Annotated in this window: 15 protein-coding genes and 1 tRNA gene; 13 read left to right on the plus strand and 3 right to left on the minus strand. The window is 66.4% G+C overall.

Annotation, left to right across the window (positions count from 1 at the left end; translation table 11 throughout):
* Positions 1–10 precede the first annotated feature (10 nt).
* From dapB to L8G49_RS15835, 6 genes are all read left to right on the plus strand, one after another.
* The gene (gene dapB / locus L8G49_RS15810; protein WP_242138336.1) at positions 11–739 is read left to right on the plus strand and encodes a 4-hydroxy-tetrahydrodipicolinate reductase; all 729 of its coding nucleotides are present in this window, start codon (positions 11–13) and stop codon (positions 737–739) included.
* Positions 736–1,407 carry an endonuclease III gene (gene nth / locus L8G49_RS15815; protein WP_242186724.1) on the plus strand — a complete coding sequence of 224 codons (672 nt, stop codon included), beginning with the start codon at positions 736–738 and terminating at the stop codon, positions 1,405–1,407. Before dapB ends, nth begins: the two co-directional genes overlap by 4 nt.
* 4 nt (positions 1,408–1,411) lie before the next feature.
* Complete coding sequence (locus tag L8G49_RS15820; protein WP_242186725.1) at positions 1,412–1,777, plus strand: hypothetical protein; 366 nt, start codon at positions 1,412–1,414, stop codon at positions 1,775–1,777.
* 56 nt (positions 1,778–1,833) lie between these two features.
* A tRNA-Arg gene (locus L8G49_RS15825) sits at positions 1,834–1,910 on the plus strand.
* A gap of 233 nt (positions 1,911–2,143) precedes the next feature.
* On the plus strand, positions 2,144–2,467 hold the full coding sequence (locus tag L8G49_RS15830) for a hypothetical protein (RefSeq protein ID WP_242186726.1): 324 nt from the start codon (positions 2,144–2,146) through the stop codon (positions 2,465–2,467).
* 334 nt (positions 2,468–2,801) lie between these two features.
* On the plus strand, positions 2,802–3,182 hold the full coding sequence (locus L8G49_RS15835; protein ID WP_242186727.1) for a hypothetical protein: 381 nt from the start codon (positions 2,802–2,804) through the stop codon (positions 3,180–3,182).
* Positions 3,183–3,555: 373 nt separating this feature from the next.
* Here the strand turns inward: L8G49_RS15835 and L8G49_RS15840 are convergent, their stop codons facing one another.
* The gene (locus tag L8G49_RS15840; protein ID WP_242186728.1) at positions 3,556–4,167 is read right to left on the minus strand and encodes a TetR/AcrR family transcriptional regulator; all 612 of its coding nucleotides are present in this window, start codon (positions 4,165–4,167) and stop codon (positions 3,556–3,558) included.
* Positions 4,168–4,248: 81 nt separating this feature from the next.
* On the opposite strand from L8G49_RS15840, the gene L8G49_RS15845 reads away from it, so the two are divergent.
* Both L8G49_RS15845 and L8G49_RS15850 read left to right on the plus strand, forming a co-directional pair.
* On the plus strand, positions 4,249–5,358 hold the full coding sequence (locus L8G49_RS15845; protein ID WP_242186729.1) for an aldo/keto reductase: 1,110 nt from the start codon (positions 4,249–4,251) through the stop codon (positions 5,356–5,358).
* 52 nt (positions 5,359–5,410) lie between these two features.
* Positions 5,411–6,190 (plus strand): Coq4 family protein, encoded by a 780-nt coding sequence (locus L8G49_RS15850; protein WP_242186730.1) that lies wholly within the window; start codon positions 5,411–5,413, stop codon positions 6,188–6,190.
* A 105-nt stretch (positions 6,191–6,295) separates the two neighbouring features.
* On the opposite strand, the gene L8G49_RS15855 is transcribed toward L8G49_RS15850, so the two are convergent.
* Entirely contained in the window at positions 6,296–6,862 is a 567-nt protein-coding gene (locus L8G49_RS15855; protein WP_242138342.1) for a carboxymuconolactone decarboxylase family protein, read from the minus strand.
* Positions 6,863–6,972: 110 nt separating this feature from the next.
* Between L8G49_RS15855 and recF the strand changes: the two genes are divergently transcribed.
* The 4 genes from recF to L8G49_RS15875 all read left to right on the plus strand — a co-directional run bounded on the left by recF (position 6,973) and on the right by L8G49_RS15875 (position 12,448).
* Positions 6,973–8,031, plus strand: coding sequence for a DNA replication/repair protein RecF (recF, locus tag L8G49_RS15860; protein WP_242186731.1), 1,059 nt, complete (start codon positions 6,973–6,975; stop codon positions 8,029–8,031).
* A gap of 85 nt (positions 8,032–8,116) precedes the next feature.
* The gene (locus L8G49_RS15865) at positions 8,117–8,896 is read left to right on the plus strand and encodes an OmpA family protein (RefSeq protein ID WP_242186732.1); all 780 of its coding nucleotides are present in this window, start codon (positions 8,117–8,119) and stop codon (positions 8,894–8,896) included.
* Positions 8,897–9,435: 539 nt separating this feature from the next.
* A complete protein-coding gene (gene gyrB / locus L8G49_RS15870; RefSeq protein ID WP_242186733.1) occupies positions 9,436–11,955 on the plus strand; it encodes a DNA topoisomerase (ATP-hydrolyzing) subunit B in 2,520 nt (839 codons plus the stop codon).
* A 103-nt stretch (positions 11,956–12,058) separates the two neighbouring features.
* Positions 12,059–12,448 (plus strand): hypothetical protein, encoded by a 390-nt coding sequence (locus tag L8G49_RS15875; protein WP_242186734.1) that lies wholly within the window; start codon positions 12,059–12,061, stop codon positions 12,446–12,448.
* 353 nt (positions 12,449–12,801) lie between these two features.
* Here the strand turns inward: L8G49_RS15875 and L8G49_RS15880 are convergent, their stop codons facing one another.
* Complete coding sequence (locus L8G49_RS15880) at positions 12,802–13,755, minus strand: DUF808 domain-containing protein (protein WP_242186735.1); 954 nt, start codon at positions 13,753–13,755, stop codon at positions 12,802–12,804.
* A gap of 200 nt (positions 13,756–13,955) precedes the next feature.
* Here L8G49_RS15880 and L8G49_RS15885 point away from each other — a divergent pair, with 200 nt between their 5' ends.
* Positions 13,956–14,729, plus strand: a complete 774-nt coding sequence (locus L8G49_RS15885) for a methyltransferase (protein WP_242138348.1) — start codon at positions 13,956–13,958, stop codon at positions 14,727–14,729.
* The last annotated feature ends 29 nt before the right edge of the window (positions 14,730–14,758 follow it).

The following is a 14,758-nucleotide window of genomic DNA, read 5'->3' on the forward strand; positions in this document are numbered from 1 at the left end:
AGTAGGCGCGATGACCGCGATCGGCATTATCGGCAGCGCGGGGCGCATGGGGCAGGCGCTGGCAGCGGCGGTGCCGGATCTGGGCGCCACGCTTGCTGGCGGGATCGACGCGGGCGGCGATCCTGCGGCCCTGGCCCATGATTCGGACGTGCTGGTGGACTTTTCGGTCCCCTCCGCGCTGGAGCGCAACCTTGCGGCCGCGCGGCTGACCGGGACGCCGATCCTGATCGGGACGACGGGCCTGAGCCCGACGCATCATGCCCTGGTCGATTCGGCGGCGGCCGAGATCGCGGTGCTCCAGACCGGTAACGTCTCGCTTGGCGTGACGTTGTTGTCCAAGCTGGTGCGCGAGGCGGCGGCGCGGCTCGGCACCGAATGGGATATCGAGATCGTCGAGATGCATCACCGGCACAAGGTCGATGCGCCTTCGGGCACCGCGCTGCTGCTGGGCGAGGCCGCGGCGGCGGGACGTGGCGCATCGCTTGCCGATTTGCGGGTGTCGGATCGCGCTGGGCTGGTCGGAGCGCGCTCGGAGGGGACGATCGGTTTCGCCGCCTTGCGCGGTGGATCGGTCGCCGGCGATCATCAGGTCGTCTTCGCGGGCGATGGTGAGCGGATCGAGCTTGGCCATCGCGCGGAGAATCGCGCGATCTTCGCGCGCGGCGCGATCACCGCGGCGTTGTGGCTCGCGGGCAAGCCTGCCGGACGCTATCGGATGGAAGAGGTGCTCGGGGTTTGAAGAAGGCCGACGTCATCGACTTCTACGCGCGGCTCGCCGCCGACAACCCGCACCCCGAGACGGAACTCGCGGCGGGGAACGCGTTCCAGCTGGTCGTCGCGGTTGCGCTGTCGGCGCAATCGACCGATGTTGGGGTCAACAAGGCGACGCGGCTGCTGTTCGAGCAGGTCAAGACGCCCGAACAGATGGTCGCGCTCGGCGTGGACGGGCTCAAGACGCATATCCGGACGATCGGGCTGTTCAACACCAAGGCGAAGAACGTGATCGCCTTGTCACAGCAGCTGATCGACGACCATGATGGCGTGGTGCCGAACGACCGCGCCGCGCTCGAACGGCTTCCCGGGGTCGGGCGCAAGACCGCCAATGTCGTGCTCAACGTCGCGTTCGGCGCGGAGACGTTCGCGGTCGACACCCATATCTTCCGGGTCGGCAATCGCACCGGCCTCGCGCGCGGCAAGACGCCGCTCGCGGTCGAACTCAAGCTCGACAAGGCGACGCCGCAGCCGTTCCGGCTGCATGCTCATCACTGGTTAATTCTGCATGGCCGATATGTGTGCAAGGCGCGCACGCCCGAATGCTGGCGCTGCAGCGTCGCGGATCTTTGCGCGTTCAAGCCCAAGACGCCCGCGCCGCCGGTCCGCAGTGCGCCGCGTCCAGCGAAGGAATAGCATCATGCGCCGCCTGCTCGTCGTCATCGCCCTGCTCTCTGCCACCGCCGCTGCCGCCCGCGACACGATTCCGGTGGCGACTTCGGAGGGCAAGCCCGTCGATTGCATCCCGTTGACGCAGATCCGCGAAAGCCGTGTGCGAGACGACCGGACGATCGATTTCGTGATGAGCGGGCGCAAGGTCTATCGCAACACACTGCCCTACGCGTGTCCGAGCCTCGGGTCGGAGCAGCGGTTCAGCTACGCGACGAGTCTGAGCCAGCTCTGTTCGAGCGACATCATCACGGTCTTGTACCAGACGCCCGATCTGATGCGCGGGCCGAGCTGCGGGCTCGGACAATTCCAGCCGGCCACACTCGCGGGCCGATGATTCATCGTGCATCGGGGCTGGCGTCGGCGCGCGGGCTTTGCTAGGCGATGGCTCAGGCACCCGTAGCTCAGCTGGATAGAGCGCTGCCCTCCGAAGGCAGAGGCCACTGGTTCGAATCCAGTCGGGTGCACCATTTTCAAACCGACCGGAAAGCACTGGGCACGATCTGCCCGTGATTGGCTACGGGCCCAAGACAAAATATTGACATTTAATCCCGTTCCTGTTATGTTCTTATGGTTGTAAGCTTTGGGGGCGGGCATGCAGGAACGCTTTGCGATTGACGCAGTTGATCGGCTTGCGTTCGAATCGTGGGCTCGATTTGGGTCGGTACCACGCGATATCTTGGACATGAGACGGTTGCCGAGCGTGACAGCGGTCGAATTCAAGTTCAACCCGTATCATGATCCCGAGGACGGGCGCTTTACATTCGGACCGAACACAGCTCACGCTGCGCACGAATATCGCGGTATGACAGCTGGCGGCGTGCGTAAAATTCGTCCGGTAAGTGGCGGTGGAACAGATCGAAACGGTCGCCCCGTCCCGGAAATGTTCGCGCCGGATCGCTACGCGCTTCACTCCCCTGACGAAGCCTTGATGCACTTTCTTTCCGGATCCGGAGAAGACCGAAATTACTACTTTCAGAAAGTCGATACTTCGCATGTTACTCTGGCAAACTTTCCTTCGATTTGAAAGCTAGTGGCTGAAGCTAAGCCTGGATTGCACAAGATCGTAGACGCATTAGGGGGTATAATGGCGGCACATTGGGCAGGACGTCGAACCTAACGTCCGCTGCGACGGTTGGCGGACTGACTTTGCGGGCAAGCGGTGTGCTCGCTATCGCGGGCGATGGTTACTATACTTTCAGTGGCAGGCGATCTGCTGACGATGACATTTATGATTTCAACAAGAGGAGGGGACGATCTCCCTTAGCGGACGCATCGACCAAAAATGGGCGTCAAATCTCTGGCAAGTCTTTTACAGTTCACATGATCGGATCCAAGCCGTTCAGCGAGCGCGGGCGTCGTTGAGCATTCAGGGGATCTTCCGCCGTGGCGGGTGCGCGTTGTCCTGCAGCATCGCGTTCGGCCTAGGCGTGGCTGTCGGCTTCTTTCTCTTTTGGCTCAATGACCAATGGAGGCCGTTTATCGACCAACCCACCGCAGCAGGCTATGCGCTTGAATATGCGCGGGACCTGTGTGGCAGGGGCGTGGGTTTCCGTACCGGCGTCTGCACCCACAGGATAACATCGGTGCAGGAGAGCAAGGACGGGTGGATGTTCGGCGTTCTGTCCGCCGACCGCGAGACGGCTGCGTTCATCCTCGTCAGTCGTAAGGGCGCGATGGAGGCTGAGGGTATTGTTGGCGAAACAGTGTCTGCTCCAAAGAAATCGATACCGCGCCGGTGAAGCAGGCCGTCGGGAAAACCGCGGCCTTTGCGTTTGCAAACGATTCGTCTCATGCGCAGCTGTTGAGCCTGCAGGCGGCCCGCAATTTTCCCAACGTTCCCAGTGCCCGTCATTCCTATGCCGGATCCATCGCAATCGCCCCATTGACCTTAAGCACCCGGTCTATGGCGGGGATGGTTTGGCATGACGAACGCGGGCAAGAGCTCCGCCATCGAACCCATGCCGCCCTACTCGTCAGACATCAGCGTGGTCTCGGAATTTCCCAATGATTTGAGTGCCCATTGCTTTCAGCCCGGGTGCACCAACTACCCCCAATGCCATCCTTCCAGGCGATACCGTTGGCACCTGGCACAGGTCGGCGGGCTGTATCGGGCTATCGCGGCCAGCCGGCCATCGCGGCGGTACCGATCCGCAACAGCTTGTCCCGCCCCGCGCCGTCCTTCGCCAGGGTAGACATGCCTTGCACTACCGCGAACACGTGCCCCGCCAGCGTGTCGGCATCGCAGTCAGCGGGCATGATCCCCGCGCGGATATCGCGTTCGATCCGTTCGCGGAGCGCGCTTTCGATAGCGCGGCGGATCGCGGCGAGGTCCTCGCGAAGGGCCGCCGCATCGGCAGAACAACTCACCATCGCGCTGGCGAGCAGGCAACCCGCGGGCGTGTGCTCGCCGGTATCGCCGGTCGCCGCCGCGACGAGCAGATCGCGCGCCGCCGCGAACGACGAAGCGGCCGTTGCGATCGTGCGGACGACCGCGTCGCGGCCGCCGAGGTAGCGATCGACTGCCTCGCGAAATAGCCGCTGCTTGTCGCCGAACGCGGCATACAGGCTGGGCGGGGTGATCCCCATCGCCCGGGTCAGGTCCGCGATCGACGTCGCCTCGAACCCGTGTTCCCAGAAGAGGTGCATCGCAGCGGTCAGTGCGGCGTCGCGGTCGAAGGCGCGCGGTCGCCCGGTGCGCCGGCGGATCGGGATCGGTTGCTCCATAGCGAGTGCTATATAAGAGTTGACCTGCCCGGACAATCCGGGGCACGACCTTCCGTATCGATCCCTATGGAAGTCCCGATCATGGCGCTCACCGATTATCGTACCCTTGGCCGTTCGGGCCTCGTGGTCAGCCCGCTGGCGCTCGGCACGATGACGTTCGGGGTCGCGCGCTGGGGAATGGAGCAGCCTGCGGCCGAAGCGGTGTTCGACGCCTATGTCGGGGCGGGTGGCAATATCGTCGATACCGCCGACGTCTATGCCAGCGGCCGCAGCGAGGAGATGCTCGGCGCGATGATCGCGGCGCGCGGTGTGCGGGACCGGATCGTGGTTGCGACCAAGGTGGGGTTCGCGGTGGGATCGGGGCCGCATGCCGGCGGCAATGGCGCACGGCACATCCGTGCGGCGCTGGAGGGATCGCTGCGCCGGCTCAGGACCGATTACGTCGATCTCTACTGGATCCATGTGTGGGATTCGGTGACGCCGGCCGAGGAGCTGCTCCAGACGATGGCAAGCCTCGTCCGCGCGGGCAAGATCCGCTACTGGGGCATGTCGAACGCACCGGCCTGGTATGTCGCCAAGCTGACGACCCTTGCGGCCGTCCACGGGGTGCCCGGGCCGATCGCGCTGCAATATTTCTATTCGCTGGTCAGTCGCGAAATGGAGGCCGAGCATCTGCCGCTCGCGCGCGACACGGGTATGGGAATGATGCCGTGGAGCCCGCTGGCCTACGGGCTGCTCACCGGAAAGTACGACCGCGCGCGCGTCGAAGCGGGAGCGCCACGCGCGGGTGGACTGCCGAGCGCTGCCGGCACCGGCGTGTCGCGCGCGGAGGGCGACCAGCGGCTGGATGGTGCGAACCCGTTTGGCGACACGCTGTTCACCGAGCGCAACTGGCGGATCGTCGATGCGCTGCGCGGGGTGGCGGAGGCGCTCGGGGAGACACCCGCGCGCGTTGCGCTGGCGTGGGTACTCGGGCGTGCGGGGGTCGATACCGCGCTGATGGGGGTGAGCCGGGTCGAACAGCTCCACGACAATATCGCGGCGACCGACCTGCGCTTGCCGCCCGAGCAGGTCGCGCTGCTCGATGCGGCGAGCAAGCCCGAGGGAGCGATGATCTATGGCCTGTTCACACCACAGGGGCGGCAGGGCGTGGTCTTTGGCGGGAGCGCGGTGGCGGCACGGCAGGATTGACATAGCGCGTTCGGGTTTTTACTAACATACTTGTCAGTAAGGAGCCGAGTCGATGGCCACGCTTCCCCCGTTCCCCGGCACCAGCGGACGGCGCGACTGGCGCACCGCGTTCGAGGCGATACGCAAGTTGCTCGCGAACGGCGACGATACGACCCAGGTTTTCCGTATCATGCGCGCCCTCAACGTCGGCAATGCGCCGATGAACTATGCGCGCCTGCTCTCAACCCCGCAGGGCGGCAGGCTGGCGAGCGAACAGGTCGAACTTGCCGAGCGGTTTTCGGACAGGGCGTTCGTCGCGTCGTTCGCGCCCGGCACGGTTGGCGCCGCCTATCGCGATTTCCTCGAGTCGACCGGCTATTCCGCCGACGGGCTGGTCCAGGTGAGCAAGGTGATCAGCGAGGATCAGGTCGCGCATCCCTATGCCTGGTTCGGGCGGCGGGTCCGCGACACGCACGACATCTGGCATGTGCTGACCGGCTACAAGGCGGACGAATCGCTGGGCGAGGCGTGTCTCGTCGCGTTCAGCTACGCGCAGGTCGGTGGACTCGGCTGGGCCTTCATCGGCGGCGCGGCGGCACTCAAGAGCCTGAAGGTGACCCGCAACACGCTGTTCGCACGTGCGGTTTGGGAGGGGTATCGCAACGGGCGGCGTGCAAAATGGATTTCGGGCGAGGATTATCTCGCGCTGCTCGCCGAGCCTATCGATATGGCGCGCGCGCGGCTCGGAATCGCGACGCCGGTCGCCTATCTCAAGGCGCAACGCGAATTGGGGCCGGAATTGGCGTCCTATCTCAGCGAGCGGCGTGGGGAAGCGGCACAGCTTGCGGCATGATTGGCGACGGTAATCCCGGCCTCGGCCGGGATTACCGTCGCAATGCTGGACCGGCGATGACGTGGTCCAGTGGATTGCGCGACAATCCCGATATGGCACCCGGCGTCATTCTCGCTCGGGTACCGGCACGTTGAAGCCATTCAGTGTCATCGACACCAGGGCATAGAGCCCGACCAGATAGATCAGCTCGTTGGTGCCATGCTGCCCGAACGTCTCGAGCGCTAGGCGGTAGCAGGGCTCGGGCAGTACCCCGCCATTCACCAGCGCGAACGCGACGTCATAGGCGACGCCTTCTTCCGGCGACAGGTCGGTCGGCTTTATGTTGGCGCACAGTTCGGACAGCCGCTTGGCGGGCATCTGTTCCTGCTCGGCAACCGCGATATGCGCGTAGATCTCATACGCCGCGTCGAAATGCGCGCCGGTGACGAGGATCGCGATCTGGCGCGGCTCGTCCCTGAGCGTCGCCTGCGCGGTCATCGCTTTCGTCAGCGCCCACACCGCCTTGCCGATCACCGGCTCATGCAGCCACGGGTTCCATGGGCCGATCAGCGCGCCATCGGCATCCACCGTCTTGAATGCGGAGAAGCTCGACGCGATGCCTTGCTTCATGTCGTCGTACAACGGCTTCTGGTCTGGCGTCAGGTCGGCGGGGGCGATCGGTGGCAGGCGCATCGGGGTGTCCTTTGTCCGAAGGGGGTGACGGCGAAGCGGTCTGCGCGCCGTATCGTTCCTGCATCATCACGCAAATTGCGAAACGCGCGTGACAGGGTAGAGCGGTGGCAATGTTGACGCGTCTGGTCCTCACCAATTTCCGCAATCACGCCGCGCTGGCGATCGCGCCGGGCCCCGGGTTCGTGGTGCTCACCGGCGAGAATGGCGCGGGCAAGACCAACGTGCTCGAGGCGGTATCGTTGCTCGCGCCCGGGCGCGGGCTGCGGCGCGCGGGGCTGGGCGAGATGGCGCGGCAGGACGGGCCGGGCGGATTCGGGATCGCGAGCGACCTCGGCGGCGACGTCGCGCTCGCGACCGGCACGCAGGCGAGCGCGCCCGAGCGGCGGATCGTGCGGGTGCAGGGTTCTGCGGTCGCGGCGACGCAACTGGCGGAATGGCTCACCGTTCTGTGGCTGACCCCTGCGATGGACCGGCTGTTCGTCGAGCCCGCAGGGGAGCGGCGGCGCTTCCTCGACCGGCTGACGCTGGCGCTCAGCCCCGGCCATGCGGTCCACGCCAACCGCTACGAGGCCGCGATGCGCGCGCGCAACCGGCTGCTTGGCGAGGAGGGACGGCCCGACCGCGAGTGGCTGAGCGCGCTCGAGGCGCAGATGGCGGAGCATGGGAGCGCGATCGATCTCGCGCGGCGCGATACGGTCGCCGCGCTCGGCGCGCGGCTGGTCGAGCAGCCCGACGGGCCGTTCGCGCGCGCCGGGCTCGAGCTGACCGGCTGGACCGGGGCGGGGGAGACGCTCGCGGCGGACCTCGCGGCGGGCCGCGCGCGCGATGCCGCCGCGGGGCGCGCGCTGGTCGGCCCGCATCGCAGCGATCTGGCGGTGACGCATCTCGGCAAGGCGCAGGCGGCGGCGCTGTGTTCGACCGGCGAGCAGAAGGCGTTGCTGCTCGGGCTGATCCTCGCGCATGCCGATCTCGTCGCCGAGCGGACCGGGATGGCGCCGGTGCTGTTGCTCGACGAAGTCGCGGCGCATCTCGATCCGGTCCGCCGCGCGGCGCTGTTCGCACGGCTCGCGGGGATCGGGCAGGTGTGGATGACCGGGACCGAGGATGCGCTGTTCGCGGACCTCGGGCGCGACGCGTTGCGTCTCACCCTGGGGCAGGTCGCCGCCTGAACCCCGGCTGTCGAGGGAACTCACCCCCGGTTCAAGCGCTCGCGCTCAAACCCCCGGCATCGGGCGGGGGCCTGGGAGTTTCACGATGACGATAATTCGCAAGTCGATCCTTACCGCCGCTGTCGCCGCCATTGCCATCGCGGGAAGCGCGATGCCCGCCGCCGCGCAGGAGCGGTGGGACTGGGGTGGTGGCCGCCCGGGTGACCGCGACTATCGCCTGGTTGGCGCGGGCGTACCGATCCTGTTCCCCGAGCTGCGCGGGACCAACCGCGGGCGTGCGTTCGTCATGCGCAATTTCGACTTCAACCATGACGGTCGCGTCAACCCGCGCGAGGCGGATGCCGCCAACCGCGCGTTCGCGCAGGTTGCCGGCCCGCGCCGCGACCGGTTCGACTGGGCGTCGCGCGACCGCGTCGTCGTGGTCGAGGACCGCCGCGGTCCGCCGCGCGGCGGCTGGGACCAGCGCGCGATGCGTGGCTACGGCTTCCGCCAGACGTCGCGTGGCGCGATGATGCGGCTCGACGAGGACGTGCTGTTCGCGACCGACAGCGCGGTGTTGCGCCCGGGCGCGATCGACAAGCTCAAAGGTCTTGCCGACTATCTGCGGTCGGAATCGGGCGTGCGCGTCGCGATCGACGGCTACACCGATTCGCGCGGGACCGACGCGCACAACCAGGCGCTGTCCGAGCGCCGCGCGGATGCAGTGCGCACCGCGTTCGACCAGATGGGCGTGACTCGCGCGCGGTTCTCGGTGGTCGGGCATGGCGAGGCCAATCCGGTCGCGCCCAACACCACCCCGCAGGGCATGCGCCAGAACCGCCGGGTCGAGGTGACACTGCTTGGGCAGCGCGCCGATCGGTTCTGAGTGGTAATGCCGCCCCGGCAGTCTGCCGGGGCGGACTGGCGCGAAAGTTAAAGTACGGTCTCGTTACCTGCTGTTTTCCCGCGAAAGCGGGAATCCAGGGTCAAGCAGAACAACGGCTACAGTTTTCGTGACTCCTGGACTCCCGCCTTCGCGGGAGAACAGCGATTGTTTCGCAGCGGCCCCACACCCCGCCGATATCGCCTCTATCATGCAGCGCCTGCACGCACGATTGCGTGGCGCGGGTTCCGATTGCGATCGTAGCGACCTCGTAACGCGCAGATATTGCCACCCACCCCTGACGGGACGCGGCGGCCCCGGCATCCTTCGGGGGCGTGCGGGGTAAACCTTCCATGAAATCGCTGGATCTGTGGCTCGTCTCGGCTTCAGCTTGCGCTGCGCGGGGCTGCTCGTCCAACGCCGGGGGCGGGCAATTGCCCTTCATCGTCGGGAAGTAGCGTAATCCGGCCCGGGTGTGGCGTCCCGGGCCGGGAAACGCCATTTCGCTTCCGTTTCCAGCCCTGAATCCCTATACGCTTGGCATGGCAGAAGACCCCAATACCAACGACTATGGCGCAGACTCGATCAAGGTGCTCAAGGGCCTCGACGCGGTGCGCAAACGCCCCGGCATGTACATCGGCGATACCGACGATGGCTCCGGCCTCCACCACATGGTGTTCGAGGTCAGCGACAACGCGATCGACGAGGCTTTGGCCGGACATTGCGACCGGATCGACATCACGCTCAACGCCGACGGATCGGTCACGGTCGAGGATAACGGTCGCGGCATCCCGACCGGGATCCACACCGAGGAAGGCGTCAGCGCCGCCGAGGTGATCATGACCCAGCTCCACGCGGGCGGGAAGTTCGAGAACACCTCGAACGACAATGCGTACAAGGTCTCGGGCGGGCTTCACGGCGTCGGTGTCTCGGTCGTCAACGCGCTAAGCGAATGGCTGGATCTTACGATCTTCCGCGACGAGCAGGAGCATTACATGCGCTTCGCGTTCGGCGATGCGGTGGCCCCGCTCAAGATCGTCGGCCCGGCGCCGGGCAAGAAGGGGACGCGCGTTACCTTCTTCCCGTCGCCCGCCACGTTCAAGATCACCGAATTCGACTTCGACAAGCTCGAGCATCGCTACCGCGAGCTCGCCTTCCTCAACTCGGGCGTGCGACTGTTCCTCAACGACGCGCGGCACGAGGACGTGAAGACGGTCGAGCTCTATTACGAAGGCGGGATCGCCGCGTTCGTGAAATATCTCGATCGCAACAAGGCCGCGTTGATGCCCGAGCCGGTCGCGATTAGCGGCACGCGCGACGACGTCACGATCGACGTCGCGCTCGAGTGGAACGACTCCTATTACGAGAACGTCCTCGCCTTCACCAACAACATCCCGCAGCGCGACGGCGGGACGCACATGGCCGCGTTCCGCGCGGCGATGACGCGCACCCTCAACAATTATGCCGAGAAATCCGGCATGTTGAAGAAGGAGAAGGTCAGCCTCACCGGCGACGACATGCGCGAGGGCCTTACCGCGATCGTCTCGGTCAAGCTGCCCGATCCGAAGTTCAGCAGCCAGACCAAGGACAAGCTCGTCTCGTCCGAGGTGCGCCAGCCGCTCGAATCGCTGATGGCGGACAAGCTCGCGGAATGGCTCGAGGAGAACCCCGCGCACGGCAAGGCGATCGTCCTCAAGATCATCGACGCTGCCGCCGCGCGCGAAGCCGCCAAGAAGGCGCGCGAACTGACCCGGCGCAAGGGCGTGATGGATATCGCATCGCTCCCGGGCAAGCTCGCGGATTGCCAGGAGCGCGATCCGGCCAAGTCCGAGCTGTTCCTGGTCGAGGGCGACTCGGCTGGCGGGTCGGCCAAGCAGGGGCGTGACCGCCATTTCCAGGCGATCCTGCCCTTGCGCGGCAAGATCCTCAATGTCGAGCGCGCGCGGTTCGACCGGATGCTGTCGTCGAAGGAAATCGGCACGCTGATCCAGGCGATGGGCACCGGGATCGGGCGCGACGACTTCAACGTCGAGAAGCTACGCTACCACAAGATCGTCATCATGACCGACGCAGACGTCGACGGCGCGCATATCCGCACGCTGCTGCTGACGTTCTTCTACCGCCAGATGCCCGAGATCATCACCAAGGGGCACCTCTACATCGCGCAGCCGCCGCTCTACAAAGCGACGCGCGGGCGGTCCGAAGTGTATCTCAAGGACGACAGCGCGCTCGACGAATATCTGGTCGAGAATGGCGTCGCGAGCGTCGTGCTCGAGGGTGCGCAGGGGTCGCGGTCTGGCGCGGACCTGCGGACGCTGGTCGATCATGCGCGGCGGATGCGGACGCTGATGCGCTTCGTGCCGCGGCGCTACGACCCGACGATCGTCGAGGCGCTTGCGATGGGCGGCGCGCTCGATCCGGCGCTCGACATGGACGCACGGCGCGAGCGCGTGGTGCAGGTCGTGCGCGGGCTCGATGCGGCGGATCAGGATGCGCGCTGGTCGGCGACGCTTGCCGAGGACGGCGGCTTCCATGTCGAGCGCGTGTGGCGCGGCGTGACCGATCACCACATCATCGAGGCGGCGTTCCTCGGCTCGGCGGAGGCGCGCAAGCTCCACACGCTCGCGGCGGAACAGGCCGAGGCGTTCGTCGATACAGCCCGTCTCGTGTCGAACAAGGCGGCGGCAGCGGCGCAGGCGGAAGCCGATGCGGCGGCGGACGAAGCCGAGGCGACCGCGCTTGAGGGTGGCCGTGCCGGCGCGCCTGCGACGGTAAGCAAGGGGGCGACGATGGTCGCACGGCCGTCGCAGCTGCTCGACGCGATCCTGACCGCTGGCCGCAAGGGGCTCGCGATCCAGCGCTACAAGGGACTGGGCGAGATGAACGCGGACCAGCTGTGGGAAACCACGCTCGACCCGCAGAACCGCTCGATGCTCCGCGTCGAGGTCGACCAGGCCGATGTCGCGGACGAGATTTTCACCCGGCTGATGGGCGATGTGGTCGAACCGCGCCGCGAATTCATCCAGGAGAATGCGCTGAGCGTCGCCAATCTCGACGTCTGACGCCTCGGCGGTACGGGTCGCGCTGATCGGCGCTGCACTGCTCCTCGCGGGGTGCGGGCCGCAGCGCACCCCACCGCCGTCGCTTTTGTTCGAGGGGCTGCCGGTGCGCGGCAGCCTCGCCGATGCGCGCCGCGCGGGATTCACCGACTGCGTCCAGCCCGATTGGGACAGCCTGCGCTGCCGACGACATGGCGTGACGGTGAAAGGGGCGGGGCCGTTCGAGGCGGCGGTCGATCTCGCAGGGCATGACGGCAGCGGCGGGTTCGACCAGCTGATCGTGTGGCACGAGGCGGACCAATATGCGGTCTACAAGATCACCGACGTGCTCGACGCGGAGCGGTGGCGCAATTGCAGCACCGGTACGGGCGATCGCGGCGACCAGATCGTCTATACGCGTCTGGGCGTGGCGGTGCGGATATCGATGGACCTGAGCTATTGGGGGAAACGCCGGTTGCGGGTGATTCCCGATGCGGGGACGAAGCGGCCTTGCTGAGGGGGGCGGCGGAGGGATCGTCCAAGCTCTCTTCTATCTCTCCCTGCACTTCCCCGGCGAAGGCCGGGGCCCAGTAGCGAGGACCTGAGTAAGGGAGCGCAGCGTCCGCCATGACCGGTCCGCTACTGGGCCCCGGCCTTCGCCGGGGAAGTGACGGGGATCGGACGCTGTGACGCCACCGCTGTCGGCGCGCCGTTGCATTGGTGAACAGCGCCATTCCCTTGCACTTCCCCGGCGCAGGCCGGGGCCCAGTAGCGAGGACCTGAGTAAGGGAGCGCAGCGTCCGCCATGACCGGCCCGCTACTGGGCCCCGGCCTTCGCCGGGGAAGTAATTATGGGCATTGGCACTCCCCTCAATGCGCCGCCTCCTTGCCGAACAACGCCATGATCCGCGGGACGATCAGCGCGAGTATGCCCCCCGCGACCAGCCCGACCACCGCCGAAGCCAGCGCAAAGCCGAACCAATGGCCGATCCCCGGCGCGAACGACAGCAGCCCCGCGAACCACGCAGCGACCACCTCAGCGGTATGCGGGATCGTGGTGAAGTGGAACTCCTCGAGCCCGTGGACCAGGATGCCGCCGCCGACCCACAGCATCGCGACCGTCCCGATCTTCGCAATCGCGCCGAGCACGACGGGCATCGCGGCGACCATCCCGCGCCCGATCCGCTGCGTCACCGCGTTCTCGCGCTGCGCGAGATGCAGCCCGATATCGTCCATCTTCACGATCAGCCCGACGACCCCGTACACCCCCGCGGTGATCACTAACGATACCGCGATCAGCGCGGCGGCCTGGGTGACGATCGGCTGGTCGGACACTTCGGCGAGCGCGATCGCCATGATTTCGGCCGACAGGATCAGGTCGGTCCGCACCGCGCCCGCGACCTTGCTGGTCTCGAGCTGCTCGGGGCTTTGCTCGCCCGCTGCCGCCTCGTCCTCGGCAGCGTGATGCCCGAGCAGGCTCCCGAGAATCTTCTCCGCCCCCTCGAACGCGAGATAAAGCCCGCCGATCATCAGGATCGGAGTGATGATCCACGGCACGAACGCACTCAGCAGCAGCGCGGCGGGAAGCAGGAACAGCAGCTTGTTGCGGAGCGACCCCTTGGCGATCCGCCAGATGATCGGCAGTTCGCGCGCCGGGGTGAGGCCCGAGACGTATTTGGGGGTCACCGCCGCATCGTCGACCACGACACCGACCGCCTTGGACGACGCCTTCATCGATGCCGCCGCGACATCGTCGACCGAGGCCGCGGCAAGCTTTGCGATCGCCGCGACGTCGTCGAGCAGGGCGACCAGACCAGAGGGCATGCGGCGTGTCTCCGAAATTTATGAACGAAACGTCATGAACGAATGCCAGCGGGAACGGTGCGGCAGGCATATCGATCCATCTCGCTTCCGCAACGATCGCCGGGTCCGCGCGATAATTCGTCGCCAGACGGCTTGTTGGAACGCGTGCGTTATGGTGAACTGCGCAAAACCGTGACGGGCCGTTGCGGACGGGGGAGACGATGATGCGCACGATCCTGACAACCTTGGCGGCGACCGCCTTGATTTCTTCCGCTGCAGGTGCGGCGACGGTTGCGCCGGCCTCCCGGCACGCGGTCAAGGATACGCAGCGCGCGGTTGCCAAGGCGCTTGCCGATCCCGCCCGCGCCGATCAGCAAGGCGACGACGCGCGGCGCAAGGCCTCGGAGGTTCTTGCTTTCTCGGGTGTCGGGCCCGGAGACGAGGTCCTCGATTTCTTCCCGGGCTCGGGGTACTGGACGCGGATCTTCTCCGGCATCGTCGGTAAGGCCGGGCATGTCTATGCGATCTGGCCAGCCGCCGCCGCCAGATTCGCCGAGAAGGCCGTCCCCGCGCTGGAGGCTCGGCATCTCTCCAATACCTCGCTGACCGTGATGTCCGGCGCGGGCGTGCGCGCCTCGGAGCCGGTCGACCTGTTCTGGACCGTCCAGAATTATCACGACGTCAACAACGTGCCCGGTGGCGAGGCGACGCTCGATGCGTTCAACAGGCAGGTCTTCGCCGCGCTCAAGCCGGGGGGTACCTATATCGTGATCGATCATGCGGATGCGCCGGGCAGCGGATTGGCCGGCACCTCGACCAAGCACCGGATCGATCCCGCGGCGGTCAAGGCCGAAGTCGTCAAGGCCGGGTTCGTGTTCGATGGGGAAAGCGACGTGTTGCGCAATCCTGCCGACGACCACAGCGCCGCCGTCTTCGACTCGGCGATCCGCGGCAAGACCGACCAGTTCGTCTATCGCTTCCGCAAGCCGCGCTGAGCGGCGGCGATCCGCGACAGCAGGTCTGG

Origin of the sequence: Sphingomonas sp. CARO-RG-8B-R24-01 (genome assembly GCF_022662295.1) — a bacterium.
GTDB lineage: Bacteria > Pseudomonadota > Alphaproteobacteria > Sphingomonadales > Sphingomonadaceae > Sphingomonas.

Excerpts from the sequence above, each read along its gene's own strand:
- dapB (WP_242138336.1), top strand. The coding sequence starts at position 11 with ATGACCGCGATCGGCATTATCGGCAGCGCGGGGCGCATGGGGCAGGCG.
- L8G49_RS15820 (WP_242186725.1), top strand. The coding sequence starts at position 1,412 with ATGCGCCGCCTGCTCGTCGTCATCGCCCTGCTCTCTGCCACCGCCGCT.
- L8G49_RS15840 (WP_242186728.1), bottom strand. The coding sequence starts at position 4,167 with ATGGAGCAACCGATCCCGATCCGCCGGCGCACCGGGCGACCGCGCGCC.
- L8G49_RS15845 (WP_242186729.1), top strand. The coding sequence starts at position 4,249 with ATGGCGCTCACCGATTATCGTACCCTTGGCCGTTCGGGCCTCGTGGTC.
- L8G49_RS15850 (WP_242186730.1), top strand. The coding sequence starts at position 5,411 with ATGGCCACGCTTCCCCCGTTCCCCGGCACCAGCGGACGGCGCGACTGG.
- L8G49_RS15855 (WP_242138342.1), bottom strand. The coding sequence starts at position 6,862 with ATGCGCCTGCCACCGATCGCCCCCGCCGACCTGACGCCAGACCAGAAG.
- recF (WP_242186731.1), top strand. The coding sequence starts at position 6,973 with ATGTTGACGCGTCTGGTCCTCACCAATTTCCGCAATCACGCCGCGCTG.
- L8G49_RS15865 (WP_242186732.1), top strand. The coding sequence starts at position 8,117 with ATGACGATAATTCGCAAGTCGATCCTTACCGCCGCTGTCGCCGCCATT.
- gyrB (WP_242186733.1), top strand. The coding sequence starts at position 9,436 with ATGGCAGAAGACCCCAATACCAACGACTATGGCGCAGACTCGATCAAG.
- L8G49_RS15880 (WP_242186735.1), bottom strand. The coding sequence starts at position 13,755 with ATGCCCTCTGGTCTGGTCGCCCTGCTCGACGACGTCGCGGCGATCGCA.
- L8G49_RS15885 (WP_242138348.1), top strand. The coding sequence starts at position 13,956 with ATGATGCGCACGATCCTGACAACCTTGGCGGCGACCGCCTTGATTTCT.